The sequence below is a fragment of the Nocardioides sp. JCM 18998 genome, assembly GCF_055391535.1.
In genome coordinates, this window is record NZ_AP043886.1 from 1,351,185 (window position 1) to 1,377,706 (window position 26,522).

At 72.4% G+C, this 26,522-nt stretch carries 30 protein-coding genes; 14 read left to right on the forward strand and 16 right to left on the reverse strand.

The annotated features are described in order from the left end of the window. Positions 1-18: 18 nt before the first annotated feature. Positions 19-462: a MarR family winged helix-turn-helix transcriptional regulator gene (locus tag ACZ5L9_RS06430; RefSeq protein WP_464535224.1), complete on the reverse strand. Its 444-nt coding sequence runs from the start codon at positions 460-462 to the stop codon at positions 19-21. A 130-nt stretch (positions 463-592) separates the two neighbouring features. On the opposite strand from ACZ5L9_RS06430, the gene ACZ5L9_RS06435 reads away from it, so the two are divergent. From ACZ5L9_RS06435 to ACZ5L9_RS06455, 5 genes are read left to right on the forward strand one after another with little or no spacing between them, the layout of a single operon-like run. Next, a complete protein-coding gene (locus tag ACZ5L9_RS06435) occupies positions 593-1,786 on the forward strand; it encodes an MFS transporter (protein ID WP_464535226.1) in 1,194 nt (397 codons plus the stop codon). Positions 1,787-1,800: 14 nt separating this feature from the next. After that, a complete protein-coding gene (locus ACZ5L9_RS06440) occupies positions 1,801-2,634 on the forward strand; it encodes an aldo/keto reductase (RefSeq protein ID WP_464535228.1) in 834 nt (277 codons plus the stop codon). A gap of 33 nt (positions 2,635-2,667) precedes the next feature. Next, a complete protein-coding gene (locus ACZ5L9_RS06445; protein WP_464535231.1) occupies positions 2,668-3,549 on the forward strand; it encodes an arylamine N-acetyltransferase family protein in 882 nt (293 codons plus the stop codon). Between the two features lie 19 nt (positions 3,550-3,568). Next, the gene (locus tag ACZ5L9_RS06450; RefSeq protein WP_464535234.1) at positions 3,569-5,164 is read left to right on the forward strand and encodes a DUF1800 domain-containing protein; all 1,596 of its coding nucleotides are present in this window, start codon (positions 3,569-3,571) and stop codon (positions 5,162-5,164) included. A gap of 34 nt (positions 5,165-5,198) precedes the next feature. Further along, a complete protein-coding gene (locus tag ACZ5L9_RS06455; protein WP_464535236.1) occupies positions 5,199-6,506 on the forward strand; it encodes a DUF1501 domain-containing protein in 1,308 nt (435 codons plus the stop codon). Positions 6,507-6,510: 4 nt separating this feature from the next. On the opposite strand, the gene ACZ5L9_RS06460 is transcribed toward ACZ5L9_RS06455, so the two are convergent. After that, entirely contained in the window at positions 6,511-7,098 is a 588-nt protein-coding gene (locus tag ACZ5L9_RS06460) for a DJ-1/PfpI family protein (protein WP_464535239.1), read from the reverse strand. A 71-nt stretch (positions 7,099-7,169) separates the two neighbouring features. Here ACZ5L9_RS06460 and ACZ5L9_RS06465 point away from each other — a divergent pair, with 71 nt between their 5' ends. The 4 genes from ACZ5L9_RS06465 to ACZ5L9_RS06480 all read left to right on the forward strand — a co-directional run bounded on the left by ACZ5L9_RS06465 (position 7,170) and on the right by ACZ5L9_RS06480 (position 10,939). Continuing rightward, positions 7,170-8,141 (forward strand): GlxA family transcriptional regulator, encoded by a 972-nt coding sequence (locus tag ACZ5L9_RS06465; RefSeq protein WP_464535242.1) that lies wholly within the window; start codon positions 7,170-7,172, stop codon positions 8,139-8,141. Positions 8,142-8,180: 39 nt separating this feature from the next. Further along, positions 8,181-9,089: a helix-turn-helix transcriptional regulator gene (locus ACZ5L9_RS06470; protein WP_464535245.1), complete on the forward strand. Its 909-nt coding sequence runs from the start codon at positions 8,181-8,183 to the stop codon at positions 9,087-9,089. Positions 9,090-9,185: 96 nt separating this feature from the next. Further along, entirely contained in the window at positions 9,186-9,893 is a 708-nt protein-coding gene (locus tag ACZ5L9_RS06475; protein WP_464535247.1) for an alpha/beta fold hydrolase, read from the forward strand. A 74-nt stretch (positions 9,894-9,967) separates the two neighbouring features. Further along, on the forward strand, positions 9,968-10,939 hold the full coding sequence (locus ACZ5L9_RS06480) for an alpha/beta hydrolase (RefSeq protein WP_464535249.1): 972 nt from the start codon (positions 9,968-9,970) through the stop codon (positions 10,937-10,939). Positions 10,940-11,017: 78 nt separating this feature from the next. On the opposite strand, the gene ACZ5L9_RS06485 is transcribed toward ACZ5L9_RS06480, so the two are convergent. Further along, a complete protein-coding gene (locus tag ACZ5L9_RS06485; RefSeq protein ID WP_464535251.1) occupies positions 11,018-11,584 on the reverse strand; it encodes a TIGR03086 family metal-binding protein in 567 nt (188 codons plus the stop codon). A gap of 52 nt (positions 11,585-11,636) precedes the next feature. Between ACZ5L9_RS06485 and ACZ5L9_RS06490 the strand changes: the two genes are divergently transcribed. Further along, positions 11,637-12,044 carry a MarR family winged helix-turn-helix transcriptional regulator gene (locus tag ACZ5L9_RS06490; RefSeq protein WP_464535253.1) on the forward strand — a complete coding sequence of 136 codons (408 nt, stop codon included), beginning with the start codon at positions 11,637-11,639 and terminating at the stop codon, positions 12,042-12,044. Positions 12,045-12,050: 6 nt separating this feature from the next. Here the strand turns inward: ACZ5L9_RS06490 and ACZ5L9_RS06495 are convergent, their stop codons facing one another. Further along, positions 12,051-12,248, reverse strand: a complete 198-nt coding sequence (locus ACZ5L9_RS06495; protein ID WP_464536816.1) for a GyrI-like domain-containing protein — start codon at positions 12,246-12,248, stop codon at positions 12,051-12,053. 11 nt (positions 12,249-12,259) lie between these two features. On the opposite strand from ACZ5L9_RS06495, the gene ACZ5L9_RS06500 reads away from it, so the two are divergent. Further along, positions 12,260-12,502 (forward strand): hypothetical protein, encoded by a 243-nt coding sequence (locus tag ACZ5L9_RS06500; protein ID WP_464535255.1) that lies wholly within the window; start codon positions 12,260-12,262, stop codon positions 12,500-12,502. A gap of 134 nt (positions 12,503-12,636) precedes the next feature. On the opposite strand, the gene ACZ5L9_RS06505 is transcribed toward ACZ5L9_RS06500, so the two are convergent. Beyond that, the gene (locus ACZ5L9_RS06505) at positions 12,637-14,100 is read right to left on the reverse strand and encodes an MFS transporter (RefSeq protein WP_464535257.1); all 1,464 of its coding nucleotides are present in this window, start codon (positions 14,098-14,100) and stop codon (positions 12,637-12,639) included. Between the two features lie 107 nt (positions 14,101-14,207). Here ACZ5L9_RS06505 and ACZ5L9_RS06510 point away from each other — a divergent pair, with 107 nt between their 5' ends. Further along, positions 14,208-15,044, forward strand: a complete 837-nt coding sequence (locus ACZ5L9_RS06510; RefSeq protein ID WP_464535259.1) for an MOSC domain-containing protein — start codon at positions 14,208-14,210, stop codon at positions 15,042-15,044. 57 nt (positions 15,045-15,101) lie between these two features. Here the strand turns inward: ACZ5L9_RS06510 and ACZ5L9_RS06515 are convergent, their stop codons facing one another. From ACZ5L9_RS06515 to ACZ5L9_RS06530, 4 genes are all read right to left on the reverse strand, one after another. Further along, complete coding sequence (locus tag ACZ5L9_RS06515; protein ID WP_464535261.1) at positions 15,102-16,358, reverse strand: low temperature requirement protein A; 1,257 nt, start codon at positions 16,356-16,358, stop codon at positions 15,102-15,104. Between the two features lie 94 nt (positions 16,359-16,452). Further along, a complete protein-coding gene (locus tag ACZ5L9_RS06520; protein WP_464535263.1) occupies positions 16,453-17,418 on the reverse strand; it encodes a hypothetical protein in 966 nt (321 codons plus the stop codon). Further along, the gene (locus tag ACZ5L9_RS06525; protein WP_464535265.1) at positions 17,415-17,909 is read right to left on the reverse strand and encodes a SigE family RNA polymerase sigma factor; all 495 of its coding nucleotides are present in this window, start codon (positions 17,907-17,909) and stop codon (positions 17,415-17,417) included. Before ACZ5L9_RS06525 ends, ACZ5L9_RS06520 begins: the two co-directional genes overlap by 4 nt. A gap of 101 nt (positions 17,910-18,010) precedes the next feature. After that, complete coding sequence (locus ACZ5L9_RS06530) at positions 18,011-18,583, reverse strand: TetR/AcrR family transcriptional regulator (protein ID WP_464535267.1); 573 nt, start codon at positions 18,581-18,583, stop codon at positions 18,011-18,013. A gap of 83 nt (positions 18,584-18,666) precedes the next feature. Here ACZ5L9_RS06530 and ACZ5L9_RS06535 point away from each other — a divergent pair, with 83 nt between their 5' ends. Next, positions 18,667-19,548 carry an SDR family oxidoreductase gene (locus ACZ5L9_RS06535; protein WP_464535270.1) on the forward strand — a complete coding sequence of 294 codons (882 nt, stop codon included), beginning with the start codon at positions 18,667-18,669 and terminating at the stop codon, positions 19,546-19,548. Here the strand turns inward: ACZ5L9_RS06535 and ACZ5L9_RS06540 are convergent. The 4 genes from ACZ5L9_RS06540 to ACZ5L9_RS06555 all read right to left on the reverse strand — a co-directional run bounded on the left by ACZ5L9_RS06540 (position 19,535) and on the right by ACZ5L9_RS06555 (position 23,224). Beyond that, the gene (locus tag ACZ5L9_RS06540) at positions 19,535-20,338 is read right to left on the reverse strand and encodes a phosphatase PAP2 family protein (protein WP_464535272.1); all 804 of its coding nucleotides are present in this window, start codon (positions 20,336-20,338) and stop codon (positions 19,535-19,537) included. The two genes, ACZ5L9_RS06535 and ACZ5L9_RS06540, sit on opposite strands and share 14 nt — an antisense overlap. A 74-nt stretch (positions 20,339-20,412) precedes the next feature. Continuing rightward, a complete protein-coding gene (locus ACZ5L9_RS06545; RefSeq protein WP_464535274.1) occupies positions 20,413-22,698 on the reverse strand; it encodes a heavy metal translocating P-type ATPase in 2,286 nt (761 codons plus the stop codon). After that, positions 22,695-22,910 carry a heavy-metal-associated domain-containing protein gene (locus ACZ5L9_RS06550; RefSeq protein WP_464535277.1) on the reverse strand — a complete coding sequence of 72 codons (216 nt, stop codon included), beginning with the start codon at positions 22,908-22,910 and terminating at the stop codon, positions 22,695-22,697. The genes ACZ5L9_RS06545 and ACZ5L9_RS06550 overlap by 4 nt, the downstream gene beginning before the upstream one ends. A gap of 23 nt (positions 22,911-22,933) precedes the next feature. Continuing rightward, entirely contained in the window at positions 22,934-23,224 is a 291-nt protein-coding gene (locus tag ACZ5L9_RS06555) for a metal-sensitive transcriptional regulator (protein WP_464535279.1), read from the reverse strand. Positions 23,225-23,311: 87 nt separating this feature from the next. Between ACZ5L9_RS06555 and ACZ5L9_RS06560 the strand changes: the two genes are divergently transcribed. Further along, entirely contained in the window at positions 23,312-24,283 is a 972-nt protein-coding gene (locus ACZ5L9_RS06560) for an MsnO8 family LLM class oxidoreductase (protein ID WP_464535281.1), read from the forward strand. A gap of 13 nt (positions 24,284-24,296) precedes the next feature. On the opposite strand, the gene ACZ5L9_RS06565 is transcribed toward ACZ5L9_RS06560, so the two are convergent. From ACZ5L9_RS06565 to ACZ5L9_RS06575, 3 genes are all read right to left on the reverse strand, one after another. Beyond that, entirely contained in the window at positions 24,297-24,863 is a 567-nt protein-coding gene (locus ACZ5L9_RS06565) for a dihydrofolate reductase family protein (RefSeq protein ID WP_464535284.1), read from the reverse strand. Between the two features lie 39 nt (positions 24,864-24,902). Beyond that, on the reverse strand, positions 24,903-25,340 hold the full coding sequence (locus ACZ5L9_RS06570; RefSeq protein WP_464535287.1) for a VOC family protein: 438 nt from the start codon (positions 25,338-25,340) through the stop codon (positions 24,903-24,905). A 67-nt stretch (positions 25,341-25,407) separates the two neighbouring features. Then, positions 25,408-26,457, reverse strand: coding sequence for an aldo/keto reductase (locus tag ACZ5L9_RS06575; RefSeq protein ID WP_464535289.1), 1,050 nt, complete (start codon positions 26,455-26,457; stop codon positions 25,408-25,410). Between the last annotated feature and the right edge of the window lie 65 nt (positions 26,458-26,522).

Sequence of the window (26,522 nt, forward strand, 5' to 3'; positions counted from 1 at the left end):
CCTGATCAGATCGCCGGATCAGACCGCTGGGGCGTGCATCGCGCGCACGAGCGGCGCGAGCTCCGGGGTGGCCTCCGCCTCGGCCAAGGCGTCCTCGAGGGCCCGGTCGTGCGTGGGCCGGGCCGACGTCAGCGCCTTCTCCCCCGCCGCGGTGAGCTCGGTGTAGATGCCGCGGCGATCGTCCGCGCAGAGCACCCGGGTGAGCAGTCCGCGATCCTCCAGGCGGGTCACCAGGCGGGTCGTCGCACTGGCCGAGAGCGCGGTGGCGCGGGCGAGCTGCTGCATCCGCATGTGCCAGCCGTCCTGACGATCCAGCGCGTCGAGCACGGTGAACTCGACCACCGAGAGGGCGTGCTCGGCCTGGAGCGCCTTCTCCAGACGGGTCTCGATCAGGCCGTGGACAGCAGCGAGGGTGCGCCATCCCTGCGCGCGGATCTCGACGGCGTCGTCAGCGACCCCCATGGTCCCTCCCCGTGTCCGGCAGCCCCTCCAGCATACCCGACTTGCGACGGTAAGCCGCGCGTGCAACTATTTCGTTGCGTTCGCAATTACTGCAAGCGCGCACTATCTCCTCTCACACAAAGGATTCCTCGTGCCCGTCGCACTCCTCGCTCTGGCTCTCGGTGGCTTCGGCATCGGGCTGACCGAGTTCGTCATCATGGGCCTGCTGCCGGAGGTCGCCGACGACTTCGCCGTCAGCGACACGGTCGCCGGCTACCTCATCTCGGGCTACGCCCTCAGCGTCGCCGTCGGCGCCATCCTGCTCACGCTCGCCCTGATCCGCGTGCCCCGCAAGCCCGCACTGCTCGGGCTGATGGTGCTGTTCGTCCTCGGCAACCTGATCAGCGCACTCGCGCCCTCGTACGCGGTGATGATGACCGGGCGGGTCGTCGCCGCCCTGTGCCACGGCGCGTTCTTCGGCATCGGCTCCGTGGTCGCCGCCGGCCTGGTCGCCCGTGAGCGCCGCGCCCAGGCGATCGCGCTGATGTTCGGCGGGCTGACGGTCGCGAACGTGCTCGGGGTCCCGCTCGGCACGATGCTCGGCCAGGCCGCCGGCTGGCGGGCGACGTTCTGGGCGATCACGGCGATCGGCGTGATCGCCTTCACCGGCATCGCGCTGCTCGTCCCCGCCGGCACCGCCCGCGACGAGGCACCGACCGGCGTGCGCCGTGAGCTGACCGCCTTCCGCAGCCCGCAGGTGTGGCTCTCCATCGCCGTCACCGTGCTCGGGTACGGCGGCATGTTCGGCGCCTTCACCTACATCGCCTATACCCTCACCGACGTCACCGGCTTCTCCGATCACGCGGTGCCGTGGCTGCTCGTCCTCTTCGGAGTGGGCCTGTTCGTCGGCAACCTCCTCGGCGGCCGCGCCGCCGACCGCAACCTGCTCACCACGCTGGTGGTCACCCTCGCCGCGCTCACCGTGGTGCTCGCGCTCTTCGCCCTCAATGCCGGCAGCAGGCCGCTGACGATCGGCGCGCTGCTGCTGATGGGCGGCTTCGGCTTCGCCACCGTCCCCGCGCTCCAGATGCGCGTGATGGCGTACGCCGAGCACGCTCCGACCCTGGCCTCGGGGGCCAACATCGCCGCGTTCAACGTCGGCAACGCCTTCGGCGCCTGGCTGGGCGGCCTCACCCTCGCCGCCGGCCTCGGCTACACCTCGCCGCTCTGGGCCGGCGCCGTCGTCACGGCCGCCGGACTCGTCGTCCTGCTCGTCGCAGCCCGCACCCGCGGCGGCGAGCTCGCCGCCGCCCCGACCACTCGTCACCTCGTCCCGACCCACTGAGAACAGGAACCACCATGACCGTCCCCACCCTCACCCTGAACAACGGCGTCGCGATCCCGCAGCTCGGCTTCGGCGTCTTCCAGGTGCCCGACACCGAGACGGAGGCAGCCGTCACCGAGGCACTGGCCGCCGGCTACCGCAGCATCGACACCGCGGCGATCTACGGCAACGAGAAGGGCGTCGGCGCCGCCCTCGGCGCCTCGGGCATCGCCCGCGAGGAGCTGTTCGTCACCACCAAGCTCTGGATCGACGACCTGGGCCGGGACACCACCCGCGCGGCCTACGAGGCGAGCCTGCAGCGGCTCGGCCTCGACCGGGTCGACCTCTACCTGATCCACTGGCCGGCGCCCGACTCCGACCGCTACCTCGAGACCTGGGAGGCGCTGGAGGAGCTCTACGCCGACGGCACGGTGCGCGCGATCGGCGTCTCGAACTTCCAGCCCGAGCACCTGAGCCGGATCCTCGACCTCGGCGGCACCGTCCCGGCGGTGAACCAGATCGAGCTGCACCCCGCGCTCCAGCAGAGCGAGGCACGGGCGTTCGGCGCCGCGCACGGCATCGCCACCGAGGCCTGGAGCCCGCTCGCCCAGGGCGCGATGCTCGAGAACCCGATCATCACCGCCATCGCCGAGCGACTCGGTCGTACGCCTGCCCAGATCATCCTGCGCTGGCACCTCCAGCAGGGCCGGATCGCCATCCCCAAGTCGGTCACGCCGGCGCGCATCCGGGCCAACCTCGAGGTCCTCGGCTTCGACCTCGCGGTCGAGGACCTCGCCGCGATCGACGCCCTCGACGTGCCCGGCGGCGCCGGCCGGATCGGACCGCACCCGGTGACGTTCCACGGCTGACAGCCGGGTGCTCCGGGCGATAGGAATGGATCCGTGTTCGAGTCCCTGCCGCCGCTCGACGTCCACGTGCGCGAGGCGTACCTGGCGCGGCTGGGCCTCGACGCGGAGCCGCCCTCGGTGGCGGCGCTGCAGCGCCTGGCGCACCACCAGGTGGAACGGGTCCCGTACGAGACGCTCTGGATCCAGGCGGGCGAGAGCTGGGACATCGACCCGCACGCGGCGGCCCGCCGCGTCGCCCTGGAGAGCCGTGGCGGCTACTGCTACCACCTCAACGGCGCCTTCGGCCTCCTGCTCGGCTCGCTCGGCTACACCGTCCGCGCGCACGTCGGCGGCGTGGAGGTCGGCGCCGGGCCCGATCCCGAGGCTCGCGGCAACCACCTCGCGCTGACCGTCGAGCTGCCGCCGAGCGAGGAGAGTCCCAGCGGGATCTGGTACGTCGACGTCGGGCTCGGCGACACCCTGTACGACGCGCTCCCGCTCGTCGCCGGTGCGGTGCGGCAGGCCCCGTGGGCGCTCTCCCTCGCGCAGGGCGACGGCGACACCTGGCACCTCACCCACGACCCGGCGGGCGGCTTCGCCGCGATGACCTGGTCGACCGGGATCGCCCGGCCGGCCGACTTCGCGGCGAAGCACCACTGGCTCTCCACCTCCCCCGAGTCCGGCTTCGTCCAGGTCCCGATGGCCGAGACTCGCGACGCCTCCGGGATCGACGTGATCCGGGGCCTGGTGCTCAGCCGGATCGGCTCCGACGCCCGTACGGACGAAGCGGTCACCCGGCGCGAGGACTGGTTCGCGCTGCTGGCCGACGTCTTCGGCCTGCACCTCGGGGCGAGCGCCCCCGAGACCCGGGACCGGCTGTGGAGCGCCGTCCGCGAAATCCATCGGCGCCGCGAGGCCGCCTCAGCCGAGCGCTGATCGGGCCGAAGGTACCTGCATGATCTCGGCGCCCCTGCTCCCGCTCGCCCGGGCACGCGCGCACGGGAAGAAGAAGCACCACCAGCACCCGAAGCGCACCCACCACCCGAAGAAACACCGCCACAAGAAGCGGCACCACCGGCCGAAGAAGGCGCGTCCGGCCAACCCGGGCATCGTCCACCTGGCCGACCGCTTCACCGGCGGCTACACGCCCGCGCAGGGCGCCTCGATCACCCGGGCCGGCGGTGCGCTGGCGTGGTTCGAGAAGCAGCTCACCCCGACCTCGGTCGCCGAGAGCGCCCGCGCCAACGCGCTGTGGTCGTGGTTCCCGCTGCTCGCGAACACCCCGCAGCAGCGCTGGAACTCCGAGCGCGCCCTGACCGGCGGATCCTGGGAGCACGGCATCGACCTGGCCGCCTGGTCGGTGCTGCGCCGGGCGCACAGCGAGCGCGGCGTGCTGGAGTCGATGGTCGAGTTCTGGTCCGACCACCTGCACGTCCCGACCGGGTCCGACGCCTGGTACTGGCGCCAGCAGTACGACACCCTCATCCGCAACCGCGCCCTGGGGAAGTTCTCCACCCTGCTGGTCGAGGCCTCCCTCCACCCGGCGATGCTGGTCTTCCTCAACAACGCCGAGTCGACCGCCGCGCACCCGGACGAGAACCAGGGCCGCGAGCTGCTCGAGCTGCACACCGTCGGCCGGGGGCTCTACAGCGAGGACGAGGTCAAGGCCTCGGCCCGGATCCTGTCGGGCTGGACGGTGAAGTGGCCGTGGGACAGCTCCCACCCGACGATCGCGACCTGGGCCGGCTACTACGACCCCGCCCGGCACGCGACCGGCGCGGCGAAGGTGCTCGGCTTCAGCAGCTCCGGCGACGGCCGCGGCGGACAGACCGCCAAGGATTACCTGACCTACCTGGCGCGCCACCCGGCCACCGCCAAGCGGATCGCGACCAAGCTCGCCACCCGCTTCGTCAGCGACACGCCCTCGGTGGGTCTGGTCAGCGCCCTGACGAAGGTCTATCTCGCCAACGACACCGACATCCGGCCGGTCCTGCGGGCGCTGGTCCGTCATCCCGAGTTCGCGGCGTCGGCGAAGAAGAAGGTCCGTACGCCCGTCGCCGACCTGGTCGCCACCATCAGGGTGCTCGGCATCGACGTGCAGGCACCGGTCGACCGCGAGAGCGCGGCACACACGATCATCTACACGCACGGCGGCCTGCAGCCGTACTCCTGGCCGCGGCCCGACGGCCCGCCCGACAACGCCGCGGCGTACGCCTCCGCCAGCCGGATGCTGGGGAGCTTCTCCATGCACTGGAACCTCTGCGGCGGCTACTGGCCCACCCGTGGCGTGTCCTACCGCTCCGCCGCCGCGTTCCTGCCGGCCGGGACCTTCACCATCGCGCAGTACGCCGACCACCTGTGCCGGCTGCTGCACAACGCCGGCGCCGACGCGACCACCACCAAGGCCGTCGCCCAGGCCATCGGCTACCCCACCACCCGGGTCGTCGACGGGACGCCCGAGGGTCGCGACCTGCGCCAGATGCTCTCCGGCTGGCTCGGCGTCCGCGCGATGAGCACCGTCCTCGACCACCCGTACCACCTCACCCGCTGACCCCTCCGACCTGGAACGCCGAAAGAGCACCGAGATGACCGACCCCTGCTGCGCCGAGCACCGCTCCGTGACGCTGTCGCGCCGCGGCTTCCTGGCCGGGCTGGGCGCCGCCTCGCTGGGCGGGGTCGCGATCAGCGTCTTCGGCGACGCGGTCCGCCAGGTCGCATACGCCGAGAGCGTCGACCCGCTGGCCGCCACGCCCGGCAACGTGCTGGTCGTGCTCTCGCTGCGCGGCGCGATCGACGGGATGGGCGTGGTGGTCCCGCACGGCGATCCGGCGTACGCCCCGGCCCGTCCGGGGATCGGCGTCCCGGCCGCGAAGCTGCTCGCGGGCGACTCGATGTTCGGCCTGCACCCGGCGATGGCGCCGCTGCTGCCGTGGTGGAAGAGCGGCCAGTTCGCGGCCGTCCAGGCCGTCGGGCTGCCGATGCCCAACCGCTCGCATTTCTCTGCGATGGAGGAGATCGAGGAGGCCGACCCGACCAGCTCGGCCCGGCGCGGCTGGGTCAACCGGATGATCGGGCTCAACAGCACCGTCAGCCCGACCGAGGCCGTCCACCTGACCTCGACGATGCCTCCGACCCTGGTCAGCGGCCCGGCTCCGATCCTGGCCGCGAGCGGGCTCGGCGACGTCGCGCTCTCCGGGGCCGACCCTCGCTATGACGACGCCACCTGGCAGGGCCGCCGCCGCCAGAGCGTCGCGACGGTGTGGAGCGGCACGTCAGGCGTGCTCGGCGCCGCGACCCGCAGTGCGCTGGTGGTCACCGACCGGCTCGCGAAGTCCTCGGCCTCGACCGACAAGCCACGCAATGGGGCGGCGTACCCGACCTCCTGGCCGGCCGTCGACCTCGCCGACGCCCTGCAGGACACCGCCCGGCTGATCCGTGCCGACATCGGCACCGAGGTGGTCTCGATCGACTTCGGGTCGTGGGACCTCCACGCCAACTACGGCTCCGCCGACGGAGGCACGATGACGAACCTGGTCGACGCGCTGGCCTCCAGCATCGCCGCGTTCCTGACCGACCTCGGCTCGGACCTCGGCCGCGTCACCGTGCTCACCATCAGCGAGTTCGGGCGCCGGCTGACCGAGAACGGCGCCGGCGGGCTGGACCACGGCTGGGGCAACATGATGCTGCTCTTCGGCGCGGGCGTCCGCGGCGGCCGCTACCACGGCTCCTGGCCGGGGCTGACCACCGCCAACCCGTACGTGGACGACGACCTGGCCGTCACCACCGACTACCGCGACGTGATCGGCGAGGTGGTCGCCAAGCGCTTCCCCGGGCGCAGCATGAGCGCGCTCTTCCCGGGGCACACGGTGGCCCCGATCGGCGTCCTGGCCTGAGGGCTCACCACAGCCACTCCATCTCCTCGATCACGGTCGCCTTCGCCTCCTCGCCCGCGAGGAGGCCGACGATGTGTTGGGCGAGATCGATGCCGGCCGAGATCCCGCCGGAGGTCCAGACCCGCTCGCTGTTCTGCACGAACCGCTCGCCCGCCACGACCTCCAGCGCGGGCGAGAGCGCGGCGAGCTCGCCGAGAGCCTGGTGGTGGGTGGTAGCGCGGGTGTCGGCGAGGACGCCGGCCGCCGCCAGGACGAGCGCGCCGGTGCAGACCGAGAGAGTGAGCTCGACCTGCGGCGCGACCGCGCGCACCCACGCCAGGACGGCCTCGTCGTGCAGCAGAGGGCGGGTGCCGCCACCGCCGGGCACGATCAGGATGTCGGGCACGGCCGGATCGGCGATGGTGACGGGCGGCAGCACGGTGAAGCCGCCGCGTGCCACGATCGGTCCGGGCTTGGTGCCGATCGCGTGGACGGCGAACCCGGCGCCGCTCTCGCCTGCGACGTTGAAGACCTCGTACGGGCCGGCGTAGTCGAGGACCTCCATCGCGTCGAAGGCGAGGATCCCGACGGTGCGCTGCTGCTGGGTGCTCATGGCCCCAGCGTCGCGGCTTCCGCCGCGTGCGGGCGAGTGGCACGGATGCCGATATATGTGAGGATCTGGCCATGGTGACCCGGGTGGTGGTGCTGCTCGCCGAGCCCGTCGTCGGGTACGACGCGGTGATCCCGGCACAGGTCTTCGGCCAGGCTGCCGCCGAGTCCGGGCACCGTCTCTACGAGGTCCTCCTCGCCAGCCCGTCGGGCGCCGCTGTCGCCACGACCGAGGGGTTCGCGATCATCCCCCAGGGCGATGCCTCCCTGGTCGACACCGCCGACCTGATCGTGGTGCCGGGCAACCACTGCGACGGACCGCGGCGCCGGGGCACCCTGCCCGCCGATCTGGGTGCCGCTCTCGCCCGGCGCCGGCCCGGGGTCCGTGTCGCCTCGATCTGCAGCGGCGCCTTCGTCCTCGCCGCGGCCGGGCTGCTCGAGGGCCGCATCGCGACCACCCATTGGGCGGCGGCCGAGGAGTTCCGGCGGCTCTATCCCGGCGTCGAGCTCGACCCGCGGGTCCTCTACGTCGATGACGGCCACGTGCTCACATCGGCCGGACTGAGTGCCGGGGTCGACCTGTGTCTCCACATCGTGCGGGTCGACCACGGCGCCGAGGTCGCCAACGCGGTCGCGCGCCACCTCGTGGTGCCGCCGTGGCGAGACGGCGGGCAGGCACAGTTCATCGACGCGCCGCTGCCCGGGCCCGGCGACGGGTCGACGGGCGCCGCCCGCTCCTGGGCCCTGGCCCACCTCGACCGACCGATCTCCCTGGCCGACCTGGCGCACCAGGCACGGATGAGCGTACGGACCTTCAACCGCCGCTTCCGCGCCGAGACCGGCCTGACTCCCGGCGGCTGGCTGATCCAGCAGCGCCTGCGGCACGCGCAGCGGCTGCTGGAGACCACCGACGCGCCGGTCGACGAGGTCGCGGCCTGCGCCGGATTCGGCACCGCCGCCTCGCTCCGGGCGCACCTGCGCCGGGTGTACGACGTCTCTCCGAGCGGCTATCGGAGCACCTTCCGGACCGCCGGACCCGCGGTCTAGGCTTACGCCGTACAAGGACCGAAGGAGGGTGCGCTCGGCATGTTTCTTCCGTTGGTTGAGCGCCGCGACGGGCAATTCCTCACGTCGGCGGCCACCGCCGCCCAGTTCGTCGACCTGGGTGCCGTCCAGGTCACCCAGACCGTCGCGCACACGGCGGCGGACCGCCCGAGCCAGGGCTACCGCGACCCCGGGAACATGATGGCCTGGGCGTTCGTCACCCGCGGATCGATCGTGGTGCGGCAGTCGCACGCGACCCTCGAGACGATCCCCGGCACGATGAGCGCCAAGTACATGCAGCGTGAGACCGACTTCCGCTATACCCCCGACTTCCGGTCCCTCTCGATCCGCCTGCAGGCCGATGCGATCGGGCTCAGCCCCCGTCAGAAGGACGCCGTCACCGGGGAGGTGTTCGGGCTCGACAACGGCGCGTCCCGGCTGATGTGGTCGGTGGTCGCCCACGCCCTGCGCCACTCCGCGACGCTCACCGCCGGCACCTCGGCCGCGATGGCCCGCTCGGTCATCGACTTCACCTCCGCGTTCGTCGACGAGTACGTCGGCCGCTTCACCGCCCCCGAGATCGAGCACCGCAACCTGGTGGTGGAGGCGCTGCGGCACATCGACATCCACGCCGCCCAACCCCGACTCACCCCGGCCGACGTCGCCGACGGCGTCCGTGTCTCGCTGCGCCGGCTGCAGAAGGCGTTCCAGGCCGAGTCCCGGTCGGTCGCGGGCAGCATCCTGACCGCCCGGCTCGACCGTGCGGCCGCCCTGCTCATCGACTCCCCACCCGGCACCACGATCGAGCAGGTCGCCGAGCGATCGGGCTTCAAGTCGCCGGCCCACTTCAGCCGGGCGTTCCGGGCGCGGTACGACCACTCCCCCCGCGAGTGGCGCCTCCTGCAGCGGGCCTCCTCGACGGCGCTTGACCTCGCGCGCACGAGTCCTTGACCGAGCGCGCACCAGCGCGACATCCCTGATCGGCGCCGCCTAGCGTCGAGCACTGTCCGCTCGGGCTGGCCGGCGGCATCCCCCAAGGAGCAGGTCATGACGTCTCCCACCGTCGTCCTCGTCCACGGCGCGTTCGCCGATGCCGCGTCCTGGGCACCGGTCACCCGCGAGCTGCTGGATCGTGGCCACACCGTCATCGCACCCCCGGTCTACCTGCGCAGCCTCGCCGAGGACGCCGCCTCGGTCCGCGCACTCGTCGAGCAGATCGAGGGCCCGGTCGTCCTCGCCGGGCACAGCTACGGCGGCGCCGTCATCGGTGTCGCCGGCGCGGCCGAGAACGTCGTCGGGCTCGTCTTCGTGGCCGGCTACGTCCTGGAGGCCGGCGAGAGCCTGGGCGAACTGCAGGGCGGCTTTCCCGACTCCGACCTCGCCGCGCACCTCGTCACCCGGCCCTACCCCGTCGCAGGCGCCGAGCCGGGCACGGACGTCTCGGTCGAGATCGCCGCGTTCCCGTCCGTCTTCGCCGGCGGACTCGACGCCCGTATCGCCGAGGTGCTCGCGGTCTCGCAGCGTCCGCTGTCGTACGCCGCCTTCGGCGAGCCCGCCTCCACCGCGGCCTGGCGGACCAAGCCCGGCTGGGGCGTCGTAGCGGCGGCCGACCGGACCATCAACCCCGACGTCGAGCGGTTCGGGTACACCCGGGCCGCACTCAAGGAGGTCGTCGAGCTCGACGGCCCGCACCTGCTGATGCAGACCCATCCGCGCGAGGTCGCCGACGTCATCGAGCGCGCGCTCCGCGGCTGAGCGCGACCGATCCCGACCCGCGCCTTCCCGAATCCACCACCGCATCACCCCACCCAGTCGAAGGAGCAATCGACATGACCGCCAACCCCCGCAACATCGCTCTCGAGCCGGCCGCCCAGGCCTTCGTCGAGGCCACCGCCGAGCCCCCGTACCTCTTCCAGCTCCCCGTCGCCGAGGGCCGCGCCGCCGTCGACGGCGTGCAGGACGACCCGATCTTCAAGCCGGAGATCGACGAGGAGTGGATCGAGATCCCCGGTGGTCCGGTCGGACCGAGTGGAGACTCCGTCAAGGTCCGCCTGGTGAAGCCGGCCGGCGCCAGCGGCCAGCTCCCGGTGATCGTCTACGTGCACGGCGCCGGCTGGGTGTTCGGCGACGCGCACACCCACGACCGCCTGGTCCGCGACCTCGCGGTCGGCGCCCAAGCCGCCGTCGTCTTCCCGGAGTACGACCGCTCCCCCGACGTCCGCTACCCGCACGCCATCGAGCAGGCGTACGCCGCGGCGCGGTGGGTCACGAAGGAGGGCTCCTCGAAGGGCCTGGACTCCTCGCGGATCGCGGTGGCCGGCGACTCGGTGGGCGGCAACATGTCGGCCGCGCTGACGCTGCTCGCCAAGGAGCGCGGCGACGTCACCTTCGCCGGCCAGGTGCTCTTCTACCCGGTCACCGACGCGTCCTTCGACACCGCCAGCTACCACGAGTTCGCCGAGGGCTACTTCCTGCGTCGCGACGGCATGCAGTGGTTCTGGGACCAGTACACGACCTCGGAGGAGGAGCGCGCCCACATCACCGCCTCGCCGCTGCGCGCCTCGCTCGAGCAGCTCGCCGGCCTGCCCCAGGCGTTGATCATCACCGCCGAGGCCGACGTGCTGCGCGACGAGGGCGAGGCGTACGCCGCCAAGCTGCGCCAGGCCGGCGTCCCGGTCACCGCGGTCCGCTACCAGGGCATCGTGCACGACTTCGTGATGGTGAACTCCCTGCACGACACGCACGCCGCCCGGGCCGCCGTGGCCCAGGCCGTCGCGTTCCTGAAGGCCGCGCTCGCCTGACGCATCGCCGGATAGTCCGGGACGTTCTGGTTGGTCCGAGGACCGCAGACCCAGCCAGAACGTCCCGGACTATCCCCGTCAGCGGCCGAGCAGCGCGAGCGCCTCGGTCCACGGATCGGCGTCGGCGGCCTCGCGTGGCGGCGCGAAGACGCCGGGCGTGCCGCCCGGGCGGGCCGCGATCGCCCGGGCGCTCCCCAGCACGACCTCGACGATCTCCGCGTCGGGCCGGTACTCCTCGCTCAGCGCGGTCGCGACGTCCCAGGCGTGGACGGCGCAGTCGACGACCTGCATCCCGAGCGCGAGCTCGGCGGTGACCCGGACGTCGAGCTCCGCGAGCCGGACCGGCCGATCCGGCGGCGCGGACCGGAACGCCTCGCGCAGCCGCTGCGCCGAGGCGGTCCAGCGTGGCAGCACGTCGCCGGCCTCCAGCACCGGCGCCGCGTACGCCGATGTGGGTGCGTCTCCGTCGCGGACCGCAGCCGCGAAGCCGTCGTTCTGACCGATCATGTGGCCCAGCAGCGCACCGAGGTCCCAGCCCGCGCACGGCGTCGCCAGCCCGAGCGGCGCCTGCGCGGCGCGATGCACCAGCGCATCCGCGTCGTCCAGCGCCCTCTCGAAGCATCCGCTCAACGGTTCCGTCATCATAGGTAGATCGTACGCACTTGTAGATGATTCGCAAGGCCTAGGATCGCGTGCCATGGAGCGCCCCGACCTCGGCAAGCTGACCGCCGACCTCCTGCGCGAGATCATCCGCCGGGAGACGCCGATCCTGGAGCGCGCGGGCCTCGAGATGTGGGACTACGTCATCCTCGGCAGCCTCAGCGACGGCGCCGCCGCGACGCAGCGCGATCTGGCCACCGCCTCCGGGAGGGACAAGACCCGCCTCATCGGCAACCTCGACGGCCTCGAGGGCCGCGGGTTGGTGACCCGCTCCCCCGATCCCGCCGACCGGCGCAACCGGGTCGTCGCCCTCACCCCGGCCGGCCGACGCCTGCTGACCCGCTGCCGCACGGAGATCCGGTCGATGGAGGACGAGCTCCTCGCCGAGATCGCGCCGGCGGAGCGGGAGACGTTCGAGCGGGTCCTCGCCGCACTCGGGGTCTGACCGGCCTCAGCCGACCGGCCAGCACACCTCGGTCACGTGGGCGAGCAGGTCGTCCGGATCACCGGTCGGCAGGTAGCGCTCGCGCACCGGTCCCTCGGCCGATCGGGCCTGCACCCAGACCCAGGTCCCGACGGCGCTGTAGGCCTGGTCGAGGTCGATCAGCGGCCCGTCGTACGTGGTGACGGCGACCCGCGCCGCGGGCAGTCGGCTCCGCGATGGCCCGGGTCGAGCCCCAGCACGCGGCGACCGTCAGCGGCGCGCTGTCGATGGTCCAGCAGCTCGGGAACTCGCTCGGCGTGGCCCTGATCGGGCCGGTGTTCTACGGCGCGGGCGGTCGCGGCATCGACGTCGCCTTCGAGCGCAGCCTGGTGTGCCTCGCCGGCGGTACCGTCGTGCTCGCCCTCGTCACAGCTCTTCCCGGGGTGCGCCGGGGCCCGTACGGATGGGTGCGGTCGTAGGCGGCTCAGCCTCGCGGGCCTCGACCGGGTCCAGCGCGGCCAGCGCGGCGCGCTCCACCTTTCGGGAACGCAAAGAAGCGGTGGAGCCACCGAGGTGACTCCACCGCTCCCGCGTCAGCCGACGACGGCCGCTGTCAGTGCGCCTCCTCCACATCGTGGGAGTTGCTGAGGTTCAGCGCACCCCAGCTCGCGATGACGCCGACCACGACCGCGAGGACGCCGTACGCGACGCTCTCGCCGTGGAAGAACGACTCGATCAGCGAGCTGCTCCACGCGCCGGCCGGCAGGTTCACCGTCACCAGGGCCGCGATCATGGTGCCGATCACCGCGGTGCCGACGCTGGTGCCGACCTCCTGGGCGGTGTCGTTGAGTGCGGCGCCCAGGGAGGTGCGGTTCTCCGGCATCGCGGCGACCAGGGCGACCGCGCAGATGGTCATCACGGTGCGCAGGCCGATCGTCATCAGGACCATGGAGACGGCGATCGCGACGTAGCCGTGGTGCACGCCCCAGGCCATGCCGGCGAGCGAGACGGTGAGGAACCCGGCGCCGATCAGGCAGGCGATCCGGTGACCGAAGCGCTTGCCGAGGCCCTCGGAGAGCGGCGTCGCGAGCAGCATGGTCACGATCAACGGGAGGTTGGCCAGGCCCGCGCGGACCGGGCTCCAGCCGTAGGCGTACTGGAAGTGCAGGATCAGCCCGAACATCACGCCGGCCATCGCGATCGCGGTGCCGAGCTGGGCGATGGTGGCGCCGCGGACGGTGCCGTTGGAGAAGACCTTCATGTCGAGCATCGGCTCGGCGGTGGTGCGCTCGTGCCAGATGAAGCCGACCAGGGCGGCGACGGCGCCGAGGCCCGAGGCGATGGTGATCAGCGAGCCCCAGCCGTTCTCGACGCCGCTGGTGAGGGTGTAGCAGGCCAGGCCGATGGTGGCGATGCTGAACGCGGCGCCGAGCAGGTCGAGCTTGTCCTTGGTGAGACCGTCCGCGGCGTCGGGGGCGACACCGATCCGCACGCCGATGAAGGCGATCAGCGCGATCGGGGCGTTGACCACGAGCAGCCACTCCCAGCTGACGTGCGCCAGCGCGGTGCCGCCGAGCAGCGGGCCGAGGATGAAGCCGCTCATCCCGACCGTGATCATGACGGTCATCGCTCGCATCCGGAGCTTCTCGTCGTCGAAGAGGCGGAAGACGAGGCTGTTGGTGATCGGGGCCATCATGGCCGCGGCGACGCCGAGGGCGGCACGCAGCGCGATCAGCTGGCTGGTGCTGTCCACGAAGACGACCAGCAGGCTGAGCGAGCCGAAGATCGCCAGCCCGATCTGCAACACGCGACGGCGACCGAACCGGTCGGCCAGCGAGCCGGCGGTGAGCAGGAGGCCGCCGAAGGTCAGTGAGTAGGCGCCGGTGATCCACTGCAGCGACGTGGTGGTGCCGTGCAGGTCGCGCCCGATCGTCGGGATCGCGATCGACAGCAGGGTGTTGTCCACCATCTCGACGAAGAACGCCATGCAGAGGGCGAGCATCGGGATCCACGCCGCGCCGAGCGAGGCGTAGGTGCGGGAGGCGGTGGGTGTCGGTTCGACGGTTGCGGTGCTCATATCGGCTCCTCGGGGGACGGTGGTCGGCTTCGGATCCAACGATGGACCCCGCCGCCTTCACCGGGGTTTCACTGCGGTTTCACCGCTGAACCAGCAAGGTTGTCCCCATGACCGGTCGCCTCGCCCACCTCTGGATCCACCCGCTCAAGTCCGCGGCCGGGGTGGCCGTCGACGACGTCGAGGTCGAGCGCTGGGGCCTGGTGGGCGACCGGCGCTGGGCGATCGTGGACGCCGCCGGCTCGCACTCCTGGCTCGGCGAGCACCCGGGCAGCCTCGCGATCCGGGCCGAGGCCCTGCCCGGCGGAGGGCTGCTGCTGGAGCACGACGGCGCCGGCTCGATCGCCATCGGGCCCGAGGACTGCGGTGCATCCATGGAGGTCGACTTCCCGGGCCTGACGCACGCCCTGCGCGGGCCGGCCGCCGCGAACGCGTGGCTGACCGCCGCGCTCGGCCGCGACCTGCAGCTCATCCACCTTCCGGCCGGGGCGACCCGTGCCATCGCCCCGGAGCACGGCGGCCTGCCCGGCGAGGTCACCTCGCTCGCCTGGGACGCGCCCCTGCACCTCATCTCCCGCACGTCCCTCGACCAGCTCGACACGTGGATCGCCGAGACCGCCGAGGTCGACGGCCGCGAGGCCGGCACGGTGCGTCCGATGGCGCCCGAGCGGTTCCGCTCGAACGTCATCGTCGACGGGCACGAGCCCTTCGCCGAGGACCGCTGGTCGCGGGTGCGGATCGGCGAGATCGAGTTCCGCGTCTCCGAGCTCTGCGACCGCTGCGCGGTCACCCTCTACGACCCCGCGACGCTGGCGAAGGCCAAGGAGCCGATCCGTACGCTCGCCCGCAAGCGCTCGTGGGACGGCAAGACCTGGTTCGGGATCCGGCTCGTGCCGCTCGGCGCCGGCCGCCTCCGGGTCGGCGACCCCGTCGTGCCCCTGGCCTGACCGGTGGTCTGACCGGTGGTCTGACGGAGGGTGTGACCGGAGTTTTGACTGGGGCGCTCAACGCCGCGGAAGCGACCGGGACGCGACGACCAGGAGGATGACGAGCAGGAGCGCCACCAGCCGGGTCGCACGGAGGTCGTCGCCGAGCAGCCCGACGACGACCGGCGCGAGGGTCGCCACGGCGAGCGGCCACGTCGGCGTACGTGTGCCGACGCCCGTTCCGTCGCCTGTTCCGTCGCCCGGGCCGGCGACGAGACGCGCCAGGAGGGCGATCGCGAGGTAGAGGGCGACCGAGCCGCACAGCAGCCACCGGATCGCATCGGGGGCGGGCTCGTGCCGCAGCTCCATCGCGTGTGCGAGGCCGACCGCCAGCGCCGTGATGACGCCGGTGGTCAGGGCGTGCAGCGCGAGGGTCGCGCGTGCGGGCAGAGCGTCGACGTCGGCCAGGGGCAGCCCCGCGCTCCCGGCGAGCAGGGAGAGGGCGAAGAGGGCCGCGAGCAGGCCGAAGCAGAGCGCCGCGGCGAAGCCGGTCGACCAGGCGATCGGTAGCTCCGCGCTGGCATCGACCACCTGCACGACGCCCTCGCCCAGGACGATGATCACCAGCAGGCCCAGCCGCTCGGCGAAGTGCTCCCCGGAGAGGGAGACAGCGGTGACGCGGAAGCGCTCCATCCGCTGTTGCATCCGGGGATGATCGGCGACACCCGCGGCGTTCACCCGGATCGCCTGCTGCTCGTAGCGCCGGTCGATCTCCTCCCTCATCCGCTCGCCCGAGATGAACAGCATGCCGAGCAGGTCGATGGCGATGCCGAGCGTCCACAGCACGACGACGGCGCGGACGTCGTGGACGAAGACCGAGACCAGCCACGGCACCGCCCCGAAGGTCCGCTGCACGATCGGGAAGTCGATGACGAGCTTGTTGCCGATCGCGCCCGAGGCGGACGTCCGGGTGAAGAAGTACGCGACCGCGAAGAGCTGAGCCCCGCCGCGGGCAGCGGACTCGTGGGGCGAGGCCAGCACCCAGTGGGACGCCTGCGGGATCGCCGCCGACATCGCGCCGATGCCGAACATGCCCACCAGGACCTGGATGAGCCGGACGGTGTCGCCGCCGACGTCGCCGAAGACCATGAACGCAGCCCACGTCTGCCAGAACGCGATGAAGAGCAGGACGTAGAGACCGAGCGCGTCCCACGAGAGCTCACCGATCAGCAGGTGCGAGAGCGACGCGACACCGGCCACGGCGACGAGGTCGAAGAAGAGCTCGATCCAGCTCGCGTGCCGCTCCGCTGCCTCGGTCGATGCGGTCTCGCCCATGCTGGCGATCGTAGAGCGCTCGGACCCGGCCCGGGAGGAGCGCGGACGGGCGCGGAGCTCGCGCTCCGCGCCCGACGCGCCGTCCGGCGGGCGGCTACTGCCAGTGCAAGGCGCTCGCGACCTGCGTCATGTCGTCGAGGGTCGTGCCGGCGAACGGGTAGTACGCCACCCAGACGTAGGTGCCGTCGGCGAGCTGCGGCCCGACGATGCTGGTGCCGCCCAGGCCGTGGTCGGTGCCGCCGGTGCTCTCGGTGACCGGCTCGGCGCTCGGGTCGTGCAGCACCAGGCCGGTGCCGCCGAGCATCGGGACGGTGCCCTGGTTGGCGAGACCCGCGGTCTGCGCCGCACGGTCGGCGCCGGTGCCGTACTGCACCATCACGGCCGGCGTGCCGCCCGGGCCGGTGCACTCGTTGGCCTTGGTGCCGAAGTGGCACGTCCAGCCGGGCAGGTCGAGCGCCACGGGGTGCTCGGCCGTCGCGTTCGCGAGCGCCTGCTCCTCGGCCGCTGCGGCCCGATTCGCGGCGCGCTTCTCCTGGGCGGTGCGCTGCCGCAGGATCAGGGCGTTCGGGTAGGTGGCGTGCAGGAGCGCCCCGTCGGAGGCCGCCTGCGACGCCGACGCGGTGCCGCCGACCGTGAGGATCCACTGCGGATGACCGTCGGCGGCGTCGGCGAGCAGCGTCGAGCCGCCCCCGCCGACACCGGCCGTGCGAGGCAGGCGGCTCACCGCCACGGTTGCGCCGCTCGGCATCGTGAACGTCTGCCCGTTGGCGAGCGCGGTGCCGACGAACGTCGCCGAGGAGGCGGTCGACGAGGGCTCCGAAGCGAACGGTGTGGTGCTGCTGGTCGCCGCGGCCCCCTCGCCGCCGAGGGTGTTGACGGCGATCCCGCCGACCACGGCGAGAGCGGCGAGCGTGCCGGCGCCGAGGGCGGAGCGTCGTACGAGCCGGCGCCGACGACCCCGGGCGATGGACCCGGCGATGACGCCGGCGATCGGGTCGGCGACGGGCGGAACGGTGTCGGCGGCACGCTGGAACAGCCGCGCGATCTGGTCTTCGGTCATGCGAGGACCTCCTGGTCCTGGTTCGGGTTGTCGAGGAAGTGGCGCAGTCGCTCCAGTGCGCGGTGGGCGCGGACGCGGACATTGCCGGCGGAGAGGTGGACGGCGTCGGCGACCGCCTCGACGGGCAGGTCCTCCAGGTAACGGAGGACGACGATCGCGCGATCGAGCGGGGTGAGCTCGGCGAGCGTCGCCTGCAGGTCCAGGCGGGTCGCCACGTCGGGGTCGGCGTACCCGCTCTCCCGGAGCAGCTCGCTGGGCTGCTCGGTCGAGCTGCGTCGCCTCCTCGTGGTGAGGAAGACGCGGGTGAGAGTGGTGTGGGCGTAGGCGACGTGGTTGTCGATCCGGCGGCCCCAGGCGAGGTAGACGCGGGTGAGCGTCTCCTGCACGAGGTCCTCGGCCGTGTGCGCGTCGCCGCACAGGAAGTAGGCGGAGCGGTAGAGGGCCTGCAGTCGCTCCTCGGCGAACTGCTGGAACTCGTCGTCCCTGGTCATGATCTCGCCACCGGGTCTCCTGTCGTCGGGTTGTTGACAGTGCCTAGACGCGGTGGGCACCCGCCCGCGTTACACGCCGGCCGGATGGTCGTGCCAGATCGTCATCCGAGCGCGGCGCTCGCCTCGCGCAGCGCGTCCAGCGCGGCGACGGCGTGCGGCCCGAAGTCGGAGTCGTCCGGCGCGTCGACCCAGGCGGCGTACCCCTGATGGAACGCCAGCACCCCCATCTCGGCGGCGAGACGGGCGACCGGCTCCGCGACGCCACGGGCGACGAGTGCCTCGGTCATCGCCACGGAGAGCCCGATCCGCTTGAGCGCGTCGCGCTCCTGGAGCTCGGCGCTGGAGGCGATCGCCGCCTTCCGACGCGTCCCGATCTCCCGGTTCATCGGCCCGAACGCCTCGCCGGCACGCTCGAGTCCGGACGCCACCGCGGCCAGGGGCTTCGCCTCGGCCGGTGCCGCGGCGATCCCCTCGACCAGCAACCGGCTCATCGCCTCCTGGCCCGCCGAGAGCGTCTCGCGCTTGTCGTGGAAGTGCCGGAAGAACGTGCTCTTGGTGACGCCGGCGCGCTCGGCGATCTCGGCGACAGTGGTCGCGTCGTACCCCTGCTCGGCGAAGAGGTCGACCGCCGCGAGGACGAGCCGCTCACGCGCCCCGGGTTCCCAACGTGCCATGCGCTCATCGTAGTTGACGGGACTTTGTCGCATCGCTTTGCTATGGTGATGGGACAAAGTCGCATCACTCGCAGGAGGCATCCATGAAGGTCTTCGTCACCGGCGCCACCGGTAACATCGGCTCGGCCGTCGTCGCCGAGCTCCTCGCCCACGGCCACACCGTCGCCGGACTCGCCCGCGCGGAGGCGTCCGCAGCCAAGCTCGCGGCGGTCGGCGCCGAGGCCGTGTCGGGCGCGCTCACCGACCTCGACGCCATCCGAGCGGCGGCTGCAGAGGCCGACGGGGTCATCCACCTGGCGTTCAGCAACGACTTCTCGAGTCCCGAGGCGCTGGCGCAGGGCGTCGCCGAGGAGACCGCGGCGATCACCGCGATCGGAGAGACGCTGATCGGCAGCGACAAGCCGTTCGTGGTCTGCTCGGGCACTCCGTGGATCCCGGGCCGCACGTCCGTCGAATCCGACCCGCTGCCCGTCGAGGGCCCGGTCGCAGGTCGTTCCATCACCGTCACCCGCACGCTCGCGCTGAGCGAGCAGGGCGTCCGGACCTCGGCCGTACGCCTCCCTCGGACCGTCCACCAGAACGGCGAGGGCGGCTTCGCCGGCCTGCTCACCCAGATCGCCCGCGGCAGCGGCGTCTCGGGCTACCCCGGCGACGGCACCCAGCGCTGGCCCGCGGTCCACTCCGCCGACGCGGCCGCGCTCTTCCGGCTGGCGCTGGAGAAGGCGCCGGCCGGCACGTCATGGCACGCGGTCGCCGACGAGGGCGATCAGGTGAAGGAGATCGCGGAGGTCATCGGCCGCCGCCTCGGTGTTCCGGTGCAGTCGGTGCCGGTGGAGACGTACGGGCCGGTCGGGGCGATCTTCGCGCTCGACCAGCCCTCCTCGAGTGCGCACACCCGTGAGGCGCTGGGCTGGGAGCCGACCCACCCGTCGCTGCTGGTGGACCTGGAGCTCATCCAGCCCTGACCCACGTGCTCGCGGGCGCTCGCCGGCGCGCGACCATCGAGCTGGCGGCGAAGGCCACCGCGACGATGGCGGCGCCGGCGACCGCGTCGAGCAGCCAGTGGTTGGCGGTCGCGATGACGACCACGGTGGTGATGATCGGATAGAGCCAGGCGAGGTGGCGCCAGCGTCCGCTGGTCGCCGAGACGACGCCGATGGCGGCCCACAGCGCCCAGCCGACGTGCATCGAGGGCATCGCGGCCAGCTGGTTGGCTGCCGATCCGAGCCCGCGCGGGACCGAGCCGTCGCCCGACCACCACCCGGCCCAGGCCGTACGGGCGAGGATGTCGGTATAGCCGGGCAGCAGGCGTGGCGGCGCCGTGGGTGCCAGCACGTAGAGGGCCAGGGCGACGAAGGTGGCGCCGATGAGGGTGGTGCGCAGGACGCGGTAGTGGGCCGGGCGACGACGCCACAGCCAGATCAGCACGAGCGGCGTGACGACGTAGTGGGCCACGGAGTACCAGTAGGACGCCGCGACCTCGCACACGGTGTGCCCGGAGATCCAGGCGTTGACGCGCGCCTCGATGTCGACGCCAAGGCCCCGCTCGACGCCGCGCAGGGAGAGGGCGCGGTCGCGGGCGGGCGCGACGCTGGTGTCGGCGACGAGCCGTCCGAGCTCGTAGGCGGCGTAGACGAACCCGATCAGGGCGGCCTCGCGCAGCCAGAGCGCCGGCCGCGCCGTCGTGCGTGTTCCGGGCATCCGCGCGAGCGCGCTCCGGCGATCGATCGCCCGGATCGCCTGACACAGCGACATCGCTCCTCCTTCGCGCCGCACCCAAGAGCAGCCCCGGGAATAAGTGGACAGAACATCCGCTTATTCCCGGCCGCTCAGCGGAAGCGTCGGAGCCGCAGGCTGTTGGTCACGACCGAGACGGATGAGAACGCCATCGCCGCGCCAGCCAGCATCGGGTCGAGCAGGCCCGCCGCCGCGATGGGGATCGCCACGACGTTGTAGCCGAAGGCCCAGATCAGGTTGCTCCGGATGACGCCGAGGGTGCGCCGCGAGAGCCGGATGGCGTCGGCGGCGACCCGCAGGTCGCCCCGGACCAGGGTGATGTCGCTGGCCTCGATCGCGACGTCGGCGCCGGTGCCCATCGCCAGGCCGAGATCGGCCCGGGCGAGCGCGGCGGCGTCGTTGACGCCGTCGCCGACCATCGCCACCACCCGGCCCTCGGCCTGGAGCCGCTCGACGACCTCGACCTTGTCGGCCGGGAGGACCTCGGCCACGACGTCGGCCTCGTCGATCCCGACCTGGGTGGCGACCGTACGGGCGACGCGCTCGTTGTCGCCGGTGAGCAGGATCGGCGTGAGCCCGAGCGCGCGCAGCTCCGCGATGGCCTGCGCCGAGGTCTCCTTGACCCGGTCCTCGACCACCAGGACGCCGCGCGCCCGTCCGTCCCAGCCGACCGCGACGGCGGTCTGACCACGGTCCTGGGCGGCGTCGAGGGCGGCACCGAGCTCCGAGGGGAGGTGCTGCGCCCATTCCGCGAGAAGGGCAGGCCGGCCGACGAGGACGGCGTGGCCCTCGACCACGCCCTGCACGCCGAGCCCGGCGATGCTCGCGAAGTCCTCGACCACGGCCGGTGGGCCGGCCTCGCTCGCCGCGTCGGCGATCGCGCGCGCGATCGGGTGCTCGGAGGCGCCCTCCAGAGCGCCGGCGAGGCGGAGCACCTCCCCGGCGTCCTCGCCATCCGCCGCCACCGCCTCGCTCAGCGTCATCTCGCCGGTGGTGACGGTGCCGGTCTTGTCGAGCACGACCGTGTCGGCCCGGCGGGTCTGCTCGAGCACCTCGGGCCCCTTGATCAGGATCCCCAGCTGGGCGCCGCGACCGGTGCCGACCATCAGCGCGGTCGGCGTGGCCAGGCCGAGGGCGCACGGGCAGGCGATGATCAGCACCGCCACCATCGCCGTCAGCGCGGCGGCCGCGCCCGCGCCGGACGCGAGCCACGCGACGAACGTGGCGAGCGCGATCGCGATCACGACCGGGACGAAGACCCCCGAGATCCGGTCGGCCAACCGCTGCGCGGCGGCCTTGCCGGTCTGGGCGTCCTCGACCAGCCTCGCCATCTGGGCGAGCTGGGTGTCGGCGCCGACCCGGGTGGCCCGTACGACCAGACGACCGGCGGTGTTGACGGTGGCCCCGACGACGGCATCCCCGGAGTCGACGTCGACCGGGACGGACTCGCCGGTGAGCATCGAGGCGTCGACGGCCGAGCGGCCCTCCTCGACCATGCCGTCGGTGGCGATCTTCTCGCCGGGACGCACGACGAAGCGGTCCCCCACCGCCAGCTCGGCGATCGGGATGCGGTGCTCCTGGCCGTCACGCAGGATCGCGACGTCGTGGGCTCCGAGGTCGAGCAGGGCGCGCAGCGCGGCACCGGCGCTCCGCTTGGAGCGGTGCTCGAGGTAGCGGCCGAGCAGGATGAAGGTGGTGACGCCGGCGGCGGCCTCGAGGTAGATGTCGGAGGCGCCGTGGGTGCGCTCGAGGGTGAGCGAGAAGCCGTGCCGCATGCCGGGCATGCCCGCATCACCCCAGAAGAGGGCGTAGACCGACCAGGCGAACGCCGCCCCGGTGCCGAGCGAGACGAGCGTGTCCATCGTCGCGGCCCCGTGCCTGAGGTTGGTCCAGGTCGCGCGGTGGAACGGCAGCGCGCCCCACACCACGACCGGCGCGGCCAGGGTCAGCGAGAGCCACTGCCAGTTGGTGAACTGCCAGGCCGGCACCATCGCGAGCACGATGACGGGAGCCGACAGCACGGCGGAGACGACGAGGCGGGTACGGAGCGCGGCGAGCTCCGGGTCCGCGGGCGCGGCCGGCGCGTCGGGCGTGGTCCCCGCATCGACAGCCGCCTCGACGGCGGCGGGCAGCGTGGCGCCGTACCCCGCCTGCTCGACCGTCGCGATGAGGTCGTCGGACGTGACCGATCCGGCGTACGTCACTCGCGCCTTCTCGGTGGCGTAGTTGACGGTCGCGGTGACGCCCTCGACCTTGTTGAGCTTGCGCTCGATCCGGTTCGCGCACGACGCGCAGGTCATCCCGGTCAGCAGCAGCTCGACCTCGACCGCGCCCGTGTCGGCGCCCGTGTCGGTGGTGGTGTCGGTGGGGGCGCTCATGCGAGCCGGTAGCCGGCCTCCTCGACGGCGGCCTTCACGGCGGTCTCGTCGAGGAGCGCGGCGCTGGTGACGGTGACGTCACCGGTGGCCAGGTCGACCGCGACGCCCTGGACGCCGTCGATCTCCTGTACCTCCTCGGTGACGGAGGCGACGCAGTGATCGCAGGTCATGCCGGTGACGGTGAAGGTCTGGCTGAACGCGGGAGTGCTCATCGTCGGAGTCCTTTCGGCGGCTGTCAGGAGCGGACCAGGCGGGCGATCGCCTCGGAGGCCTCCTTGAGCTTGAGCTCGGCCTCCTCACCGCCCTCGTGGACGGCGTTCACGACGCAGTGCGCGATGTGCTCGTCGAGCAGGCCGAGGGCGACCGATTCCAGGGCCTTCGTCATCGCGGAGACCTGGGTGAGGATGTCGATGCAGTACTGCTCCTCCTCGACCATCCGCTGCAGCCCGCGCGCCTGCCCCTCGATGCGGCGCAGCCGCTTGAGGTAGTCGTCCTTGGTCCTGTTCGCGATGTAGCTGTGCGCCATGACCGCTCCTTCCTGTTCACCGTCCTAACAAGGTACCCCCTAGGGGTATTCCGGGAACACATCGATCCTGCGGACGTTGATCTGTGCGTGGCCCGACTCTCCCTGCTCGACCGCTCGCGCACCCGCGCAGGTGCTCCCGAGGGCGATGCGCTGCGGCACTCGGTGGAGCGGGCACGGGACGCGGAGCGCTTCGGCTATCACCGCTTCTGGGCGGCGGAGCACCACGCGGTGCCGGGCATCGCGTCGGGTGCCCCGGCCGTCCTGCTCGCCGCGGCCGGCGCCGCCACCTCCACGATCCGGCTGGGATCGGGCGGCGTGATGCTGCCCAACCACCAGCCGCTGATCATCGCCGAGCAGTTCCTCATGCTCGAGGCGCTGTACCCCGGACGCGTCGACCTGGGCCTCGGGCGCTCGCTGGGCTTCACCGCTCCCGTACGCGAGGCGCTCCGCTCGGACGCCGCGCGACCGGACACGTTCGCCGCCGACCTCCGGGAGCTGGCGGGCTACCTGGACCGTACGGCGCCCGTCACCGCCCATCCGGTGGTCCCCGCGACGATCCCGATGTACGTCCTCGCCACCGGCCGCGGCGTCGAGGTGGCCGCGTCGCTGGCCCTGCCGGTGGTGATCGGCGGCCCGGTCCTCGACGGGCCGGAGCTCGACGACCTGCTGCGCGCCTATCGCGCGGGCTTCCGCGGCGACGGCGCTCCGAGCGTCATCGTGTCGGCCGACGTACTCATCGCCGACACCGACGCCGACGCGCGCGAGCTGGCGCTGCCGGAGGCGTGGGCGATGGCCAGGTCGCGCCAGACCGGGTCGTTCGGCGCGCTGGAGTCGATCGCCGCGATCAGGTCGCAGCTGACGACGCCGCGCCTCGCGGAGCGGGTCGCGGCGAGTCAGGAGCGCACCATCACCGGCACGCCGGCGAGCGTGGCGGCACGGATCGAGGAGCTGCTGGAGCGCACCGGCGCCGACGAGCTGCTGGCGTCGGGATCGACGTACGACCGCGATGCCCTGCGCGCCTCCGACGCCGCCCTCGCCGACCTCTTCGCCGGGCGCTGAACCGCCCGGCCGATCAGCGACGGATGCGGTGGCGCAGGAGGACGACACCGGAGGCGAAGGCACGGGTCTCGACCAGCTCGAGGTCGACCTTCGGCCCGCCCGGCGCGAAGAAGGGCGTGCCGCCGCCGATCAGGACCGGGTGGACGCGTGGTGCGTACTCGTCGATGAGCCCCTGCTCCGCGGCCTGGTGGGCCAGCGCCGGACCGCCGATGGCGATGTCGCCGACCCCGCCCCCCGCCCGCAGCGCGGCGATCTCCTCGGCGAGGGTGCCCGTCGCCAGCCGGGTGTTGCTCCCCTCGACCGTGGCGAGGGTGCGTGAGAGGACGACCTTCGGCAGGGCGCGCCACAGACGTGCGAACTCGACCTCCGCCTCGCTGATCCCCGGATGCTCCTCGGCGGTCTCCCAGAAGAGCATCGTCTCGTAGAGCCGCCGCCCGAGCAGGTGCGCACCGGCCTCACGGATCTGGTCGGTCGCGAACCGGAAGACCTCCTCGTCGGGCGCGGACCAGTCGAAGCGCCCGTCGCGATCCATCGTGAAGCCGTCCAGCGAGGCCCCCATCGAGTACGTCACCCGTCGCATGGCTCGATCATCACCCCACGTATGGGTGCCGCACCAGGGTCAACCGCGGGCGAGCTCCTCGGCGAGCATCACGACGATGCCACTGGGCCCGCGCAGGTAGGTGAGCTTGTAGACGTCCTCGTACGTCGCGACACCGCGCAAGGGGTGACAGCCGTGCCGCGCGGCGATCGCGAGGGCTTCGTCGATATCGTCGACCTGGAAGGCGACCCGGTGCATCCCGATCTCGTTCGGGAGCGTCGGCTCGGTCTCGATCGCGTCGGGGTGGAGGTACTCGAAGAGCTCGAGGCGGCCTCGCCCGTCTGGCGTCTGGAGCATCGCGATCCTGGCGTGGTTGCCGTCCAGACCGACCGCCGTCTCCGCCCACTCCCCACTCACCTCGGCGCGCCCGACCACGCTCAGCCCCAGATCGGTGAAGAACGCGATCGTCTCCTCCAGGTCGCGGACCGCGATGCCGACGTTCTCGAGTCTGATGGCCATGGCCCCACCGTAGGCGGGGCGTGACGAGGTGGCGAGGGCGAGGCGGGACGGCGCGCGCTTCGACGCCTCAGCGCAGGGTGTCGTACCCGGGGATGCGGTCCATGATGGCCCGCAGCTCGTCGTCGTCGGACACGCCCTGGAGGTCGTGGCGCGGCGTGTACGGCAGCTCGAGGGCACGGATCTCCTCCTCGCTAAGCGTGAGGCCGAGGGAGGCGACGGCATCGTCGATCTGCGTGGTCGTGCTGGCGCCGACCAGCGGTGCCGAGACGACGGGCTTGCTGCGCAGCCAGGCCAGCGCGACCTGGGCGCGGGTGACGCCGTGAGCCTCGGCGATGGTGCCGACGGCGTCCACGATCGCCCGATCACTCTGCGCCGTCAGGCCGTAGAGCAGGTCGGCGTACCAGCCATCGGTCTCCGCCCGCGCGGTCGCCTTGGCCTGGTCGAACGCGCGCGCGAGGCGGCCCCGTGCCAGCGGCGACCAGACCACGGTGCCGACGCCCTCGTCGAGGCACAGCGGGATCATCTCCCGCTCCTCCTCCCGCGCGAGGAGGTTGTAGTGATCCTGCATGGACACGAAGCGCGCCCAGCCGTTGGCCCTCTGGAGGTGGAGGGCCTTGGCGAACTCCCAGGCATGCATCGAGGAGGCGCCGAGGTAGCGGACCTTGCCCGACTTGACCAGGTCGTGGAGCGCCTCGAGGGTCTCCTCGATCGGAGTGGCCGGGTCGTTGCGATGGATCTGGTAGAGGTCGATGTAATCGGTGTCGAGGCGGCGCAGGCTGTGCTCGACCTCGGTCATGATCGCCTTGCGGGACAGGCCCTTGCCGTTGGGGCCGCTGCGCATCGGGTGGCGCAGCTTGGTCGCGATCACGAGGTCGTCGCGATCGGCGTACCGCTTCAGGGCCTTGCCGAGGATCTCCTCGCTGGAGCCGTACGAGTACATGTTCGCGGTGTCGAAGAAGTTGATGCCGACGTCGAGCGCGTGCTTGATCAACGGGAGGGCCTGCGCCTCACCCAGCGACCAGACCGGGTGACCGCGGTCGGGCTCGCCGTAGGTCATCGCGCCGATCGCGATCGGGGAGATGTCGAGGCCGGTGGTGCCGAGCTTGATGTAGTCCATGGACGTTCCCTATTCTTCTGGAGAGTTCTCCATTTACCGTAGTGGAGAGTTCTCCGGATGCCAAG